Origin of the sequence: Algoriphagus machipongonensis (assembly GCF_000166275.1) — a bacterium.
Lineage (GTDB): Bacteria > Bacteroidota > Bacteroidia > Cytophagales > Cyclobacteriaceae > Algoriphagus > Algoriphagus machipongonensis.
This window is the reverse complement of record NZ_CM001023.1, coordinates 3425217-3442368: the sequence shown is the minus strand read 5'-3', so window position 1 is coordinate 3442368 and position 17152 is coordinate 3425217. Positions and strand designations below refer to the sequence as shown.

12 protein-coding genes are annotated in these 17152 nt (G+C 37.4%); 4 read left to right on the top strand and 8 right to left on the bottom strand.

From position 1 onward, the window contains the following. Positions 1-8: 8 nt before the first annotated feature. The 4 genes from ychF to ALPR1_RS14455 form a co-directional block, all read right to left on the bottom strand. A complete protein-coding gene (gene ychF, locus ALPR1_RS14470) occupies positions 9-1106 on the bottom strand; it encodes a redox-regulated ATPase YchF (protein WP_008201771.1) in 1098 nt (365 codons plus the stop codon). A gap of 6 nt (positions 1107-1112) precedes the next feature. After that, positions 1113-2198, bottom strand: a complete 1086-nt coding sequence (locus ALPR1_RS14465; RefSeq protein WP_008201770.1) for an AI-2E family transporter — start codon at positions 2196-2198, stop codon at positions 1113-1115. Between the two features lie 82 nt (positions 2199-2280). Continuing rightward, positions 2281-2604 carry a DUF3276 family protein gene (locus ALPR1_RS14460; RefSeq protein ID WP_008201769.1) on the bottom strand — a complete coding sequence of 108 codons (324 nt, stop codon included), beginning with the start codon at positions 2602-2604 and terminating at the stop codon, positions 2281-2283. Positions 2605-2774: 170 nt separating this feature from the next. After that, the gene (locus ALPR1_RS14455; protein WP_008201768.1) at positions 2775-3122 is read right to left on the bottom strand and encodes a 4Fe-4S binding protein; all 348 of its coding nucleotides are present in this window, start codon (positions 3120-3122) and stop codon (positions 2775-2777) included. 137 nt (positions 3123-3259) lie between these two features. On the opposite strand from ALPR1_RS14455, the gene ALPR1_RS14450 reads away from it, so the two are divergent. Continuing rightward, entirely contained in the window at positions 3260-4276 is a 1017-nt protein-coding gene (locus tag ALPR1_RS14450; protein ID WP_008201767.1) for an acyl-CoA reductase, read from the top strand. 8 nt (positions 4277-4284) lie between these two features. Here the strand turns inward: ALPR1_RS14450 and ALPR1_RS14445 are convergent, their stop codons facing one another. Then, on the bottom strand, positions 4285-6039 hold the full coding sequence (locus tag ALPR1_RS14445) for a sensor histidine kinase (protein ID WP_008201766.1): 1755 nt from the start codon (positions 6037-6039) through the stop codon (positions 4285-4287). Positions 6040-6144: 105 nt separating this feature from the next. Between ALPR1_RS14445 and ALPR1_RS14440 the strand changes: the two genes are divergently transcribed. The 3 genes from ALPR1_RS14440 to ALPR1_RS14430 all read left to right on the top strand — a co-directional run bounded on the left by ALPR1_RS14440 (position 6145) and on the right by ALPR1_RS14430 (position 13052). Beyond that, entirely contained in the window at positions 6145-7452 is a 1308-nt protein-coding gene (locus tag ALPR1_RS14440) for a TIGR00366 family protein (RefSeq protein ID WP_040302876.1), read from the top strand. 147 nt (positions 7453-7599) lie between these two features. Beyond that, complete coding sequence (locus ALPR1_RS14435) at positions 7600-9861, top strand: aconitate hydratase (protein ID WP_008201762.1); 2262 nt, start codon at positions 7600-7602, stop codon at positions 9859-9861. A gap of 245 nt (positions 9862-10106) precedes the next feature. Next, the gene (locus ALPR1_RS14430; RefSeq protein WP_008201760.1) at positions 10107-13052 is read left to right on the top strand and encodes an ATP-binding protein; all 2946 of its coding nucleotides are present in this window, start codon (positions 10107-10109) and stop codon (positions 13050-13052) included. Here the strand turns inward: ALPR1_RS14430 and ALPR1_RS14425 are convergent. From ALPR1_RS14425 to ALPR1_RS14415, 3 genes are all read right to left on the bottom strand, one after another. Next, complete coding sequence (locus ALPR1_RS14425; protein ID WP_008201758.1) at positions 13040-13987, bottom strand: tetratricopeptide repeat protein; 948 nt, start codon at positions 13985-13987, stop codon at positions 13040-13042. The genes ALPR1_RS14430 and ALPR1_RS14425 overlap by 13 nt on opposite strands. Next, on the bottom strand, positions 13956-15044 hold the full coding sequence (locus tag ALPR1_RS14420; protein WP_008201757.1) for an AI-2E family transporter: 1089 nt from the start codon (positions 15042-15044) through the stop codon (positions 13956-13958). The genes ALPR1_RS14425 and ALPR1_RS14420 overlap by 32 nt, the downstream gene beginning before the upstream one ends. Positions 15045-15110: 66 nt before the next feature. Continuing rightward, complete coding sequence (locus tag ALPR1_RS14415; protein ID WP_008201754.1) at positions 15111-17150, bottom strand: M3 family metallopeptidase; 2040 nt, start codon at positions 17148-17150, stop codon at positions 15111-15113. Positions 17151-17152: the final 2 nt, after the last annotated feature.

Below are 17152 nucleotides of genomic sequence, written 5' to 3'. Positions count from 1 at the left end.
AAGAAATATTAAACATTGAATCTAAAATGCATGATATCGCCATCTTTGACCACATATTCTTTGCCCTCTATGGAAATTTTTCCATTCTCACGGCACCCAGCTTCTGTTTTGAAATTTTGATAATCTGCTAGTTTTATTACTTCTGCTTTTATAAATCCTCTTTCAAAATCTGTATGGATTACTCCGGCTGCTTGGGGAGCTTTCCAGCCCTTTTTAATCGTCCAAGCTCTAACCTCTTGTACTCCTGCAGTGAAATAGGTAATTAAATCTAATAACGAGTAAGCTGCACTGATTAGTTTGTTAAGCCCACTCTCTTCTAAACCATATTCACCCAAAAACAGTTCTTTTTCTTCAAAATCTTCGAATTCAGCGATTTGTGATTCGATCGCAGCACATAGAAGAATGACTTCAGCATTTTCTTCCTGAACCTTCTCTTTTAATTGATCTACGTATTTATTTCCCTTTAAGATGCTTTCCTCATCTACATTTGCGACATACAGTACAGGTTTGATGGTCAAAAGGTGAAGATCAGAAACTGCTTCCAGGTCTTCTTTTTCCACATCAACAGATCTTGCGTTTTTTCCTGAAGTCAAAGCTTCCTTAAATAAATTTAAAGTTTCAAGCTCTTTTCGGGCCTTAGCATCACCTGATTTAGCAACCTTTTCTGTTTTTTGGATCTTTTTATCAATTGACTCTAAGTCCTTTAACTGAAGTTCTGTATCAATTACGTCCTTATCAAAAACAGGGTCAACACTACCCGCAACATGGACGATGTTTTCATCATCAAAGCATCTGATCACATGGATCACTGCATCCACTTCACGGATATTTGCCAAAAACTTATTTCCTAAGCCTTCACCCTTGCTTGCTCCTTTTACGAGTCCAGCGATGTCTACAAACTCAATCACTGTTGGTAATACCCTTTGCGGGCTAACCAATCCTTCTAAGATCTGTAATCTCTTATCTGGGACAGTTACTACGCCCACATTTGGTTCAATAGTACAAAAAGGGAAATTAGCAGCTTCTGCTTTAGCACTGGAAAGCGCATTGAATAAAGTGGATTTCCCAACATTAGGAAGTCCTACGATGCCACACTGTAAGGCCATTATTTCTTATTTTATTTTAAAGATTCTATAGGATTTATACCCCTGATAAAATTCCATAAACGAAACCCTAAAAATGGTATAAACTGGTATGGCAAAAATCATCCCGGTGATCCCTGCGATTTTTGCTCCGGCAAAGATAACAACAAAAATTTCAAGGGGATGCGCTTTTACTGATTTAGAAAAAATCATTGGCTGAAGGAAGATGTTATCCATGACTTGCACCACCCCAAATACGGAGAGTATTTTTAATAAAAGGTAATTCAATTCTTGATTTTGCTCATAATTGCCTGTCGATACGCCAACAATAATCCCAAAGGTAGCGCCTAAAAGTGGTCCGGCATAGGGGATCAGATTTGCCACGGCCGCAAATAAAGCGATCGTCAATGCATAGTCCACACCTACAATGGTCAATCCGAAACTCGCAATTGAAAAGATAGCCAACATCTGCAGTAATAAGCCTGATAGGTAATTGGAAAGCAGTTTTTCGACTTTAGTGAAAGTCGCCACTGAAAGCTCAAAATAGGGGTTGGGAATCAGGTTTAGTAAGTTTCTTCTTAGTAGCCCATTTTCCAGCAATAGGAAAAAGGTGATGAATAAAATCGCCATCAACCCAATAAATACACTACTGGTCGTGTTTAATATGTTGGAAATAAAAGCGCCAAAGTCTATTCCCTTGATGGTGTCAATAATCTGGGTTTTGAGTTGATTAAAAAGGTATCCAGGCTCGCTTTCTAGGAGTTGATATCGGAATAAGAAGTTTTCAACCTTTTGAATAGGGATATTTATCTCCTCGTAAATGGTGTTTAAGTCTAATTCACTTAAAATCAACACCTGATTGTTGATCAAAGGGAAGAATAGAAAGCTTAGTAAAACGAATATGAAGACGATGGCTGAATAAGAAATAATGATCGCTAACCATCTGGGGATATGTTGACCCAATAAATGAAAATCATTCAGTTGATTGGTCATAGGCCTTAATAGGGCCGCTATGATCAAAGAGATGACCAGGTAAAGGGTAATGTTTGAAAAATACCAACCGAATAGTAGGAGCCCTAAGATGATTAGTATTACATGAATAAAAAAACGCTGCATATATAGAAAACAAAAGGAGGCAAAACTGCCTCCTCTAATATACTATTTCTGTCTTTCGAAAATAAAATTTACGAATCAGATTCTATTCCCATTTCAATTCGCTGGAAGATTCTTCTTCCTCCTGCTCGTATTGATCAAAATCAACATCAGGTAATAATTCTGTTTTCACATAATCTACAGATTCGTTCAATGCCTCTGCAAATTTGAAGAAGTCCTCCTTGTAAAGGAAAATTTTATGCTTCTCATAAGTGAAAGAATCGCCGTTAGCTTTTCTTTTACTTTCTGTAATTGTTAAATAATAATCGTTGGCACGGGTTGATTTAACATCGAAAAAATAGGTTCTCTTACCTGCTTTTACTTTTTTCGAAAAGATCTCTTCCCTATCATAACCTCTGTTATCTTCCACTGTTTTTGTCTTTAATATTTTTTTGTTTTTAATAATATACGACCCAAGATAAGGTAAAACCTTTCTAGAATTCAAAGCTATCAACCATTTTTTTGGCAAAATCCATCAATTTTTGATGTAAAAGAAGCCTAAAATTCAGAAAATATTTGAATCAAAGTCCAATTGCAGGTTTACTCTCCGTGCATCATTTCTTTTTTAGCTAAAAGCACTTCTTCTGTTTCAGGATGATCAGGGTCATCCACACAACAATCCACTGGGCAAACAGCTGCACACTGTGGCTCTTCGTGAAACCCATTACACTCAGTACACTTTTCAGTTACTATGTAATAGAATTCATCGGAAACAGGTTCTTGCTTTTCATTTGCATCTACAACGGTACCATCTTCCAGAGTAACTTCCTTCAATGTAGTACCTCCACCCCAGGTCCACTCGATACCACCTTCGTAGATCGCAGTGTTTGGACATTCAGGTTCGCATGCACCACAATTGATGCATTCGTCGGTAATCATTATTGCCATAACTCAATTATTTAAATTCAAAAGTAACAAGCCTTGAGACAACAGGCAATAAAAATTTGAATAGCAAGGTAATTTAATCCAATCTTTTCTGATCCTTCCTGCCAAAATAGATAAATTTGCAGCTCTAAAATTGACTCATGGATTTAAAAATTAGAAAAAAGGCATTTGTAAATCTTGGTTTGAATATTCAATCCATGGACGAGGAAACTCGTGAGGAACTTAACTGGAGAGCTCAAAACGGGAATAGTTGGTTTACCGAAGAATCCATTGCCTCAGCATTTTCAGGGATTGTCAATTTCTTACATGAAGACAAATTGGATCAATGGTTGTCTAAATATAAAATTGATGAGCCTGCCGACCCCAAATCTGTGGGGATCATGATGGCCGGTAATATTCCGATGGTAGGTTTTCATGATCTGATGACTGTATTAATCAGCGGGAATAAAGCATGTGTCAAATTAAGTTCCTCCGATACAATTTTGATGAATTGGTTGATACAAGAGCTAATAAAAATTGAACCTTCCTTTGAAGAGTTAATCTCAGTGGAAGAAATGCTCAAAGGGAAAGATGCTTATATAGCCACTGGAAGTGATAATTCGGCTAGATACTTCAATTATTATTTTGGTAAATACCCAAGTGTAATAAGGCAAAATAGAACCTCAGTGGCAGTTTTGTCAGGAGAAGAAAGTAAAGAGGAACTTGAGGCTTTAGGGAAAGATATTTTCAAATACTTTGGCTTGGGCTGCAGAAACGTGTCAAAAGTATTTATCCAATCGGAGGAGCAGCTTCAGAATTTACTTCCAGCATTGGAAGTTTATTCTCCTATTTCTAATCACCATAAGTACCATAACAATTACGAATACAATAAATCCATATACTTAGTTAATGGTGACAAGCACCTGGATAATGGGTTTTTACTGGTGAAAGAATCAGAAGAATTAGTTTCGCCTATTTCGGTGCTTTATTTTGAAACATACCAGTCAAAAGAAGCTTTATCTAAAAAAATGGACGGCATCCAGAGTAAAATTCAATGTGTTGTGGCAAATCCGGATTATTGGGAAGGAGCCATTCCATTCGGGAATGCACAGGAGCCTGAGCCTTGGGATTATGCAGATCAAGTAGATACTTTGGAGTTTTTACAAGGCTTAAACTAGAGAAGGGGCTAAGCTTTAGGGATATAAATACAAAATTTTGTACCCTTTCCAAGTTCTGAGTTGATCTCAATGTGACCATTGTTTTTTTGGATGTATTCATTTACCAAAAGAATACCTAAGCCAGTGCCAGATTCATTTTGTCTTCCTTTGGTAGAAAATGAAATGCCCTGCCTCAGTTTCTTCAGATTTTCTTCTGAAATACCTGTTCCAAAATCTTCAATACAGACTTTTTCAAACTCCCCACTTTCTGAAACAGAGATATTAATCTTGCTATTTCGATGTGAAAATTTAACAGCATTGCTGAGGATGTTTCTCAACACCAATTCGATCATATTCTGATCAGCCTTTACTAAGACATTCCTCTCATCGGCCAACTCTATATTAATACCTTTTCCTTGTGCTATTCTGTCTACCAAATCGGCTTGTTCCTCTAAAACCTTAAAAAGATTGAACTCACTTATCTGGATGTGCTCACCTTTAATTTGAGTGCTTGTCCAGGCCAATAAATTTTCCAAGAGACTGGCAATATTTTCGATGTTCTGTGTCACTTCTGGCAGCATTTCCATAAATTCTTCTTGAGAAACATCACCACTTTGGGTTAAGTGTAATAGCTCTCTTATTCCGAAAATAGGGCTCTTCAGATCATGGGAAATTATGCTAAAATACTTGTCTTTTAAGTCATTTAACTGCTGTAAATCCTTGGCTTGAGTTTGAAGTGTTTCTTTAGTTATTACTTCTTCACTGATATCTTCAAATAAGAGTAAAGTTCCTGAAAGTGAGGATTTTTTGTCTAAAATTGGAATGGACTCTATTCTTACAATTTTTCTTTCACCATGAATAGTATCAGGTACTTCCATTGTTTGATGCCTATTGGAATTTACCAAATCGAGAATAGGCTGGAAATTCTCAAATATTTTATTCAGGTTATTTCCGGATTTTATGATTTGAGGTTTTTCAAAATAATCCTTTGCCGCAGGATTGTAGTCAATGATATTCAATTTAGAGTCTATCACCAGGACTCCTCTTGTGATCACGGCTATTATTTTTTCTTTTGCTATGGGGATAATGCTAAACAAGCTAAATCTGATGATGGCAAAGCCTAGAATCAAATAAGTAAACAGAAAGGCGAAAGGGGTACTATCTATTTCTGCATAAATTCTAAAAAGCCCCAATTGATATAATAAGTTGATAAGGATAGGGAATACCCCGGCAGCAAAAATCAACTTAGTTTGTGTTTTATAAAGCGGATCTGAATTTCGGAATCTGCTCCATAAGATGATCAGACCTATCAGAAATGCAGAATACGAGTAAATAATATTGACTATGTACCAAGGCCCAATTTTTATATCTAATAAAGGAAATGGGCCATTTAGATTTACACTTGTACTAGCATAGTGAAGATGATGTAGTTCATTGGTCATCAAAATTAGGTAAGAAATCAGCGGAATGATCCCTACAAAAAAGTAAGTCAATGCAGAATATTTGGGCTTCAATCCTGTATATTTAATACAGAATATTAACCAAAATGTGGGGGTGGTTAATACGCCCAAATATTCTAGTTTGACGTAAAAAAGCATTGCTTCTTTTGAAGTACTTGCTAATTCAAATCCATAGAAAAAGCCCCAGATTGAAGCAGAAAGCATGGTTAATGCGATCCATCTCGTTGAACTGCCAAGTTTTACTGCAATAAAAGCCGAAAGTGCAGCGACTAAGGCTCCTGATATTAAAAGACTTACAGAAAAAGGATTATAAATTAGTTCCATTTAAGTCAAACTAAAAGGGGGGCTCAAGGGCTTACTTGAGTTGTGAAGTAAGGTTTAAAAGATAATATTAGGTCTAAAATTTATACTTAAAAAGTAATTGTAAAATTGATTCAACGTTCTCGAAAGCAATTTTTCCCATCTCCATTTGCTCTGGTCATAGGACTTACAGTACTATGTTTTTTGATGGTGATTATTTTTGGGATCAAGGAAGAAGTTTCATTTGGAAAAAGAACATTGATATCATTAGGGTATTGGCAACAGGGATTTTTCAGCCTATTGACTTTTACGCTTCAAATGATAATGATTTTAGTCTTTGGGTATGCCTTAGCTGTTTTTCAGCCCGTACATTTATTTTTAAAAAGGATCGCCCATATCCCAAAAAATAAGACTCAAGGAGTATTGATGACCGGCATAATTGCTATGGTTGGAGGATTATTAAACTGGGGTTTTGGACTTGTTATTGGGGCCTTGTTAGCTAGGTTTGTATATGTTGCGGCCAAAGAAAAAGGATATAATCCAAATCCAGCACTTTTAGCCGCGGCAGGATATTTGGGAATGGCCGTTTGGCATGGAGGGCTTTCAGGTTCTGCGCCATTGAAAGTGGCTGAAAAAGGTCATTTTTTGGAGGGTAAAATAGGGGTGATCCCGATTTCAGAGACAATTGGGAGTATTTCTAATTTTTGGGTTTCGATAGGTTTGGTATTTGTTTTTGCCTTATCCTTATTGGTCTTTTCCAATAGCGAAAAATCCGCTAAAATTGAAATTGATGCAAAACCTCTCAAAGCCATTCTTCCAGGAAAAAGAAGTTACTTCGCTTTTATCATAGGCTTTGCGATGGTGCTAATTGCCTTCTTTAATTTTGTATTTGGTTCAGTTCCAGAACTTGCCTCAGTCAATATCAATACAATCAATTTTCTTCTTTTTGGCTTGACTTTAATAGCCTATCAATCGATGGGGCAGTTCAAAAAAGCAATAGGTTCAGGGATAAAATCCTCAATTGATATTTTTATTCAATTCCCATTTTATGCAGGTATTTTAGGACTGATGACTCATTCAGGACTACTAGAAGAATTTTCTTCAGGTTTAGTTTCCAACGCCAGTCAAAGTACCTTGCCGCTAATTTCGTATGTTTCCGCAGCTGCTGTTAATTTGATTATTCCTTCAGGGGGAGGACAATTTGCCGTGCAGGGGCCCATTATTCTGGATTCTGCAAAAGCGATGGGAATGTCTATTGGAAAAATGGTTTTAGTCTTTTCCTATGGCGATCAAATAAGTAATTTATTACAACCATTTTGGGCATTACCGTTAATAACTATTACGGGGGTGAAAGCGAAAGATTTATTCAAGTACTGCCTGGGTTTATGTCTGATTGGAGGTATTTATTTAGGCATGGTTGTTTATTTTTTAGCTTAAAATTGGTGGCGCGCGCTTAAAATGGTTTTAAATTAGGATAAACCCTAGTTTACAGGTTGTCTGTGGCTACCGATTATTGGGCTATATTTCTATATTTGCCTTCGACAAAACAGAACCTTTTAATACAACATAAAATATCCTTTATAAATGGCATTTGATATAGAAATGATCAAGGCAGTGTATGCGAAGTATCCTGAGCGTATAGCAGCTGCCAGGAAGGTGGTAGGAAAACCACTTACTTTAGCAGAGAAAATACTTTACGCTCACCTTTGGGATGGAGATGCTACAGAAAGCTTTGAGAGAGGGAAATCATATGTGGATTTTGCTCCAGATAGAGTTGCCATGCAAGATGCAACTGCTCAAATGGCACTTTTACAGTTTATGCAAGCTGGAAAAGATAAGGTAGCAGTTCCTTCCACAGCGCACTGTGATCACTTGATCTTGGCACAAAATGGTGCTAAAGCAGATTTAAGTAGTTCACTTACTGCCAGTGGGGAGGTTTTTAACTTTTTGGAGTCAGTTTCCAACAAGTATGGAATTGGTTTCTGGAAGCCAGGTGCAGGTATTATTCACCAAGTAGTATTAGAAAACTATGCCTTCCCAGGAGGTATGATGATCGGAACAGATTCTCATACCGTGAATGCTGGTGGTCTCGGAATGGTAGCTATCGGTGTTGGTGGTGCTGATGCTGTAGATGTGATGGCAGGAATGGCATGGGAACTTAAATTCCCAAAACTTATTGGAGTGAAGTTGACTGGTAAAATGAACGGTTGGACTTCTGCTAAAGACGTTATCCTTAAAGTAGCCGGTATTCTTACTGTTAAAGGAGGTACTGGTTGTATCGTTGAATATTTCGGAGACGGTGCTAAATCTCTTTCAGCGACTGGTAAAGGTACTATCTGTAATATGGGCGCTGAAATTGGTGCTACCACCTCAACATTTGGTTATGATGAGTCAATGGAGCGCTATTTGAAAGCGACTGATAGAGCGGATGTAGCTGAATTGGCTAATGGAGTAAAAGAACACTTAACAGGTGATAGCGAGGTTTACTCGAATCCTGAGCAATACTTTGATCAAGTAATCGAGATTGATCTTGATACTTTAGAACCACACGTTAATGGTCCATTTACACCAGATAAAGCAACTCCAGTATCTCAAGTAAGAGCTGAAGCAGAGAAAAATGGATGGCCAACAAAAGTAGAATGGGGACTAATCGGTTCTTGTACTAACTCATCTTATGAGGATTTATCAAGAGCTTCATCTATTGCAAAACAGGCTGTAGATAAAAAATTGAAAACCAAAGCAGAGTTTGGGATTAACCCAGGTTCTGAGCAAGTAAGGTTTACAGCAGACAGAGATGGTTTGCTTAAAATCTTTACTGATTTGGATGCTACTATCTTTACCAATGCTTGTGGACCATGTATTGGTCAGTGGGCAAGAGCTGGTGCAGATAAAAAAGAGAAGAACACCATTGTTCACTCTTTCAATAGAAACTTCTCGAAAAGAGCGGATGGAAATCCAAACACTCACGCATTTGTAACTTCTCCAGAAATGGTAGCTGCTATCGCCATCTCAGGTGATTTAGGTTTCAACCCAATAACTGATAAATTGATCAATGAAGATGGGGTTGAAGTGAAATTAGATCCTCCTAAAGGAGATGAACTTCCAGAAAAAGGATTTGCGGTAGAGGATAACGGATACCAAGCTCCAGCAGAAGATGGAAGTAATGTGGAAGTTAAAGTTAAGCCAGATTCTAAAAGACTTCAGCTGCTAGATCCGTTTGCTCCTTGGGATGGAAAGAACATTTCAGGTGCTAAACTTTTGATCAAAGCATTTGGGAAATGTACTACGGACCACATTTCTATGGCAGGTCCATGGTTAAGGTTTAGGGGACATTTGGACAATATTTCTGACAATTGCCTAATTGGTGCGGTTAATGCATTTAATGACGCTACAAACTCAGTGAAAAGTCAACTAACTGGTGAGTATGGACCAGTTCCAGCTACTCAGAGAGCCTATAAAGCTGCTGGTATTCCTACTATTGTGGTTGGAGATCATAACTATGGAGAAGGTTCTTCTAGAGAGCATGCTGCTATGGAGCCAAGGCATCTTGGTGTGAAAGCGGTGTTAGTAAAATCCTTTGCCAGAATTCATGAAACAAACCTGAAGAAGCAAGGTATGCTTGGATTGACTTTTGATAATGAGGCTGATTATGATAAAATCCAGGAGGATGATACAATCAACTTCCTAGACCTAGAGCAATTTGCTCCAGAAAAACCTCTTACCCTTGAGTTTGTTCATGCTGACGGTTCGAAAGATATAATCGTTGCAAATCATACTTACAATGCAGCACAAATTGATTGGTTTAAAGCGGGTTCCGCATTGAACCTTATTAAAGCAAAAGCATAATTGTAAGAATTTAAATTTGAAAAGCCGTGATAAGAAATTATCACGGCTTTTTTTATGCTCCTTGCATTTTGGGCTTGGAATTAAAAACCAAACATACCTTTCATGTATTTTTTATACAGAAAAATGTATTTATAAGTCAAAATATTTGATATGAAATACAAATTAATGTATGTTTACGAGTGTATTGGTACAATAAGCCAATCCATTGTATCAACTTATCCGCCCTATAGGTTTTTCAAATTCAAATGCAAGAACGAGGTATTAATAGCACCTTTAAGAAAATCATATATGAATCATCAGAAATGGTGTTTCTTGCAGATGATACCTACCCCTACAGTATTTTTTATGGGAATGAGTCATTCGAAAATCAAATTGGAGAATCTTTAAAGGAGAAAACCTTAGCAGGATTGGGACTGGATATCAATGCCTATATTTTCAAAGAGGAATTGATATTAACTCACGAAGGAAAAGATTTTAACTTCAAGCTTGAGCTTCCCCATGAAAGTGGTACCAATTATTTTCTTTTCTATAAAGGCAAAGAAGTAAAGACGCATGGTTTACCAAGTAAAAAGGAGTCTCAACAATTTTTTAGATCTAGTTTAGATATTATTGCTATTGGTCAACATGATTATCTGACCTACTTAAACGGAGCGGCACAACCCGTTTTAGGTTATGAGGTTGGAGAATTGTTGAATAATAGCCTTTGTAGCCATATACATCCTGATGATTTAGGAAAAGTAAGAGATTTATGGAGGAACCATAGTCTGAAGGATTCAAGTGTGTTTTTTGAAGTAAGGGTCAAGACAAAGAAACGTGGATTTAAAGTATTAGAATGTTCTGTCCAGTTTTCGCCGGACAGATTTTTTATTATAGCCCGAGATATTACCGAAAGAACAGAGAAGAAAAATCGTGAATTGCAGGTTGAGCAGTTGATGATAGAAGCTCCTGATCAGAATAAATCCGGAACATGGCAATATGATTCAGAAGAGGAAAAACTAATTCTAAACCCAGTAGCAGCTCAGTTTTTTGGAGGAATTAAAACCATAGATTTTGCAAATGAATCTTTGAGCTCAGGACTTGAGGAATTTAAAAAACTATGGAAAAAAGCTTTCCAACTCGCCTTGAGTAAAGCAGGAGAATCGGAGGAGTTCGAGATCCAATTGGCTGGTGCTCAAGAAAAGTTCTTGAAGGTAAAAATTCTGCCCTTTGAAGAGCAGCAGAAAATTCATGCAGGAATCATTTGGGATGATTACTCAAACCAAAAGAAAAACAAGAAAATTGAAGCATTAGAAACGCTATTTAATGTTTCAATTGAGCCTTCAATGGTAGTTTTTCCTGATGGTGAAATATTTTTATCCAATGAGCAAACCAATTTATTATTTGGTCTGGATTCCACTCAGGAGTTAAAGCATTTAAAGGAATTAAGTAGTCTTTTTGAACATTCAGAGCTTTGGAAAGACTGGATAAAAAACTCTGATGAGGAGATATTCAAGACTCATTCCAACATATTAAATGGGCAAGGAAAGCAGTTCTTTTTAGAGACTTCGGTAAAATCAACCAACATAGATGGACAACGGTACATTCAATTAAGTTTCAGGAATATTTCTGAAAAACTTGAACTGGAGAAGACATTAGAAAAAAATAATGATTTTCTGATGAACCTGACAGAGCAGGTGCCTGGAGGTTTGTATCAGATGGTGTTGGATAGTGAGGGTAGGATGAACTTCTCTTTCCTTTCTAAGGGAATCACTTCCGTGTTGGGAATTAGCCCTGAAGAAATGGATGAGGTTTCTGATATTTCGGTTGCCATTAGCAAAGTCCACCCGATGGATTTGCCTAAAGTAATCATGAGTTCTGTCGCTTCTTCTAAAAAGCAAGAGCCATGGCAATGTCAATTTAGAGTCAAGTCTGGAGTGAACTCTGAGGAATACCGATGGGTTTTAGGTGCAGCAAGGCCGCAGTTGCTGGCAAATGGTGACATGGTTTGGTACGGGTATCTGACAGATATAAGCGAGCAAAAGGAATTTGAAAATAAGCTGAATGAGGCTCGAATGACCGCTGAAAAAGCAAGTCAAATAAAGTCTGAGTTTTTATCCATGATAAGCCATGAACTCAGAACACCTCTCAATGCCATTTCAGGATCTGTCTATTCTTTGCTGCAAGAGGAAACTAATTCTTCACAAGAGTCAGCATTGAACACGATCAACTTTGCGGTTGATAATTTGATCATTATGATCAATGATTTACTCGATTTCCAGAAAATTGAAGCTGGAAAATTGACTATTGAAAAAGAACCTTTCCAATTCCAAAATCTTATTAATCAAATAATCAAAGGTCTTTCTTTTCATGCTGGGGATAGTAAAAACAATTTGAATTTACATATTTCAGAAGGGCTTGAGATTTGGTTGAAAGGAGATAAAACCAGACTTTCTCAAATACTGAATAACCTGATTACAAATGCCTTAAAATTCACCAACGAAGGGGATGTGGATGTGACAGTAAAACTGAAAGAATCTTCTAATGAGAAAGCGAAGGTTTATTTTGAAGTAAAAGATTCGGGGATAGGTATTGCCAAGGAAAATCAAGACAAGATTTTTAATGATTTTGACCAGGTAAGACCAACATTTAGTACTAAATATGGTGGAACAGGTTTAGGGCTTTCAATTACTAGAAAACTACTTCAATTAATGGGAGGAACTATTCAGCTTGAGTCTGAGGTAGGAAAGGGAAGTAAGTTTTATTTTGAATTAGAATTTGATGTTGCCGAGCATGAGACCAATGCCTTGGTTCCCGCTGAAAATGTCAGCTTAGCTCCAAAAGTTTTACACTTACTGATGGCAGAGGATAACGATGTTAATGCATTGGTTTTGGGTAAAATCATCAAAAAATGGGGATACACATATGATCGTGTGTTGAATGGAGAGGAAGCAGTAGCCGCAGCTAAATCCAATTCTTATGACTGCATTCTGATGGATATCCAAATGCCAGTAATGGATGGCTTTGATGCAACGGTAGCTATTAAGTCGTTTTCTGATAAACCAGTCATTGCCTTAACTGCCGCAGCCAAATTGGAAATCATGGAGAAAATTGATCAATGCGGGTTTGACGGTTTTGTTGCCAAACCGATTGATGCTGCAGAATTATTAAAAAGCATCAAGGATGTAATTTCAAAAGAGAATTATAAGCCCTGAGCCTTTTCGAGGTATTCTTCAACTAAAGGCATATCTGGGTAATTTTCATTTAATTCTGCCAAATATTGAAGCGCAGTTACCTTGTCACCAGTCAATACATAGTAAATCCCTTTGTTTCGAAGCGCATAAGGGTTGTTCTCGTTCATTTTGATACTCTGGTTCACTAAATCCAATCCGCCTTCTAAATCTCCTGTAAACATCATATACAGGCCTTTGTTATTATAGAAATAGGCTTGGGTATTATTCAAGGCAATAGCTTTATTTACTGCGTCTAAAGCCTCTTGATAGGATTCTCTATCAAAGTAAATCATTGACCTTAAGTTGTGGAGATTGGGTTCAGCTGGGTTGACTTCTTCCGCTTTATCGAGAATTATTAATGCCTCCTCTGATTTTTGTTCGTAATAAAGCAAGGTTGCCTGATTGACTAAAAGATCTGAATTAGTGGGATCCAATTCGACCGCCTTTTCGAAAGAAGCCAATGCTTGAGGGTAGTTGTTTAATTTTTCTTCTACCAATCCGGTCAAAAAGTAGCTTTTCCAGGATTTAGAATCCATCTGAACCAGCTGCTGGGCATCTTCCCGGGCTTTATAAAACTCGCCATTATCCAAGTAGGCTAACCCTCTTTGGAAATAGCTTTCAAAGCTAGATTGATTAACCTGAATCCCGTCGCTAAAAGCATGAATAGCTTGATCAAGTTGATTTAACCTTAAATGAGCCATTGCTTTATTGTAATGGGCGTCAAAATAGGCACTGTCTAAGTCAATCGCCTCCTGATAAAATTCAATCGCTGACTTTGGATCATTCTCTTCTAGTTTTTCATTTCCTTTAAGAAGAAAACGCCCCTTTTTGTCATCAAGGCTATCACAAGAAAATGAAAATAGGATGAGTAGGAATAATCCTAGGTTAATCGTCTTCTTTTGGTTTAGTTTTTTCATGCGGTTTTTCTTCCCCCAAAAGTAAGGCAAAAGGACTAGTTTGATCACTTAATTCAAATATTTCACGCAAGATTGCCAATACTGGTATGATTAATATCATTCCGGCAATGCCCCAGATCGAGGCCCCTACTAATAATCCAAGAAACGTAATAAATGGATTTAGATTGACATTACCACCTACGATTTTTGGAGTCAATATATTTCCTTCAATTAACTGGATCAATTGATAACTAGCAAGAACTGCAATGGGGTAGAATAAGCTGTCTTTCGTCAGGAATGAATAAATCATAGGCATCATGGCACCAACCAAAGGGCCTACATAAGGGATAATGTTTAAGAAAGCGGCGATTAGACCAAAGAAAATTGCATGCTTTATTCCAAGTGCTGTAAATGCTGTAACGTTCAAAACGGCCAATATTCCCATCACTTTCAAAACTCCGATGACGTAGCTTTGGAGTAATTTTCTAAGACTGGTAATCCGCATCCTGACAAGTTGAGGGTCTTTGTCACGATAAATTCGGATCATCACTTCTGTTAAATGATCTCGATATAGCAAGAAGAAGAACATAAAAACTGGAATCAGAATAGAACCCGAAAGAGAACCAACAGTTTTTAATGCAAAACCCGTGATGTTTTTACTGTTCTCCTGAAGCACCGTTTTTATGAAATCGTTACTGGCTTTTTCATCTAGATTCTCATCAATCCCAAAATTTTCATAGGTCCATTCATCAACCTCTTTTGCATAGCTTGTTAATTTCTCAGAAACATTATCAAAGTCATTTGTAAAATTGGCTACTGTTGAAATAATAAATGCAACAAACCCTACGACTAAGGTGATATTGATTATCAAAGATATGACACTGGAAAGTGTTCTAGGAACCTTACGTGCTTCCAACCAATTGCTTAAAGGCGTAAACAGAACAGCAAAAAAGCCACCCATAAACAAGGGTACTAAAAGGCTCTTTCCTACGATAAGGAAAAAAACCAAGACGATAATAAATATCAGTACAGAAAGTGCCTTCAAGTAAGGAGGCATTTTAAGGCTATTTTGGATCATAAAAAGGCATTTTTTCAGACACTGAGATTAATATAATTCAATTTTTGAATAGAAGTGTTCTTTATTTTAAGTCTTGGAAACTAATCCAGCTCGTTTTAATAAAGCATCTTGCTTTGGCTCACGTCCCCTAAATCTTTTATACAAAATGGAAGGGTGCTCACTTCCTCCAGCTGAAAGGATGTTCTTTTGAAAAGAAGCAGCTGTTTCTTGGTCAAAAACGCCTTTTTCCTGGAACAATTCGAATGCATCTGCATCCAAAACTTCAGCCCATTTGTAACTGTAATACCCAGCAGAATATCCACCTTGGAAAATGTGTGAAAACGAGGTTGCCATCAATGTCCCTTGAACAGGAGGAAGTAAATCAGTTCTCTTCATGATGCCTCTTTCGAATTCCGGAATATCGGTGATTTCCTGAGCCTTTGTGCTGTGGAATGCCATGTCTAGTAGTCCGAAGCTAATTTGACGGACCGTTTGATACCCCTGCTGAAAGTTCGCTGCCTTCTTAATTTTTTCAATTAGATCAGAAGGAATTTTCTCACCCGTTTCATAGTGCTCAGCGAATAAGTCAAGGCATTCTTTTTCGTAGCACCAGTTTTCAAATATTTGCGATGGCAGTTCCACAAAATCCCAGTAGACGCTAGTGCCAGAGATTGACTCGTATTTTGTTTTGGCAACCATACCATGAAGGGCGTGGCCAAATTCATGGAATAAGGTGGTTACCTCGTTAAATGTCAGTAAACTAGGCTTCGTTTTGGTAGGCTTGGTAAAGTTACAAACGATAGAAATATGAGGTCTTTTCTCTACTCCATCTCTTTCACTTTGCCCTTGGTAGCTGGTCATCCAAGCACCGTTTCTTTTTCCGGCTCTTGGGAAATAATCAGCGTAGAACACTGCTAGATGCTTTCCTTCCCGATCTTTTACCTCATACGCTAGTACATCTGGATGATATACAGGTATTTCGGAATTAGGAATGAACTCTAATCCGTAAAGTTTTTGGGCAGTTTGGAAAACTCCTGAAATCACTTTTTCTAACTGGAAATAGGGCTTTAAAAGCTCATCATCAATTGCGTATTTCTCCTTTTTGAGAAGTTCGGAATAATAAGCGAAATCCCATTTTTGGAGTTCTGTGATACCGTCAAGGTCTTTGGCAAATTTGCTTAATTCTTCAATCTCTTTTTCAGCTTTTGGTTTGGCCTTAGCTAGGAGTGATTCAGAAAATTGTGTGACCTCATCTGGGCTTTTTGCCATACGCTCCTCCAAAATGAATTCAGCGTGATTTTTATACCCTAAAAGCTGTGCTCGCTTTTCCTTTAAGTTCAGGATGTCCTTAATGATTTGCTGATTATCAAGTTCATCACCTTTAGAACACTTGGTGTTGTATGCTAAAAATAAAAGCTTTCTTAAGTCTCTGTTTTTGGCATAGGTTAAAGCAGGGATATAGCTCGGGTAATCAAGGGTGAATGCCCATTGTCCTGGTTTTCCTTTTTCTTCAGCTATTTGAGATGCTGCTTCTTTTATTCCTTCTGGCAATCCTTCAATTGCGCTTTCTTCAGTCTCGAAATGGACATATTTATTGGTCTCTTCCAAGACATTCTCTCCAAATTTTAAACTTAGCTGTGCAAGTTCTTGATCTATTTTTCTTAAAGTTTCACCTTGCTCTGGGCCTAACTTTGCGCCATTTCTAACAAAAGATTTGAAAGTTTTTTCAAGAAGGGTTTTCTGCTCTGGAGTTAAATCTAAATTTTCCTGTGAATCAAAAACTGAAGCTACTTTTTGAAATAATACCTGATCCAATAAAATATCATTGGAGTGCTGTGTTAGCAAAGGGGAAATTTCTCTAGCCAGTTTTTGTAATTCAGGACTCGTCTCGGCTGAATTTAGATTAAAGAAAATCGAACTTATGATTCCTAGCTTTTTACCTGATCGATCGAGGGCTTCAATCGTGTTTTCAAAACTTGGCTGCTCCTCATTTTTGATCGCTTCAATTTCTAATTTTGCTTCATCGATACTAGCTTTGATTGCAGGTAAGTAATCTTCAGTTTTTATTTTGTTAAAAGGGGCGGTATCGAATGGTGTGGCAAATTGAGCCAATAATGGGTTTTGCATAA

Coding starts and splice junctions, on each gene's coding strand:
- ychF (WP_008201771.1), bottom strand. CDS start 1,106: ATGGCCTTACAGTGTGGCATCGTAGGACTTCCTAATGTTGGGAAATCC.
- ALPR1_RS14465 (WP_008201770.1), bottom strand. CDS start 2,198: ATGCAGCGTTTTTTTATTCATGTAATACTAATCATCTTAGGGCTCCTA.
- ALPR1_RS14455 (WP_008201768.1), bottom strand. CDS start 3,122: ATGGCAATAATGATTACCGACGAATGCATCAATTGTGGTGCATGCGAA.
- ALPR1_RS14450 (WP_008201767.1), top strand. CDS start 3,260: ATGGATTTAAAAATTAGAAAAAAGGCATTTGTAAATCTTGGTTTGAAT.
- ALPR1_RS14445 (WP_008201766.1), bottom strand. CDS start 6,039: ATGGAACTAATTTATAATCCTTTTTCTGTAAGTCTTTTAATATCAGGA.
- ALPR1_RS14435 (WP_008201762.1), top strand. CDS start 7,600: ATGGCATTTGATATAGAAATGATCAAGGCAGTGTATGCGAAGTATCCT.
- ALPR1_RS14430 (WP_008201760.1), top strand. CDS start 10,107: ATGCAAGAACGAGGTATTAATAGCACCTTTAAGAAAATCATATATGAA.
- ALPR1_RS14425 (WP_008201758.1), bottom strand. CDS start 13,987: ATGAAAAAACTAAACCAAAAGAAGACGATTAACCTAGGATTATTCCTA.
- ALPR1_RS14420 (WP_008201757.1), bottom strand. CDS start 15,044: ATGATCCAAAATAGCCTTAAAATGCCTCCTTACTTGAAGGCACTTTCT.
- ALPR1_RS14415 (WP_008201754.1), bottom strand. CDS start 17,150: ATGCAAAACCCATTATTGGCTCAATTTGCCACACCATTCGATACCGCC.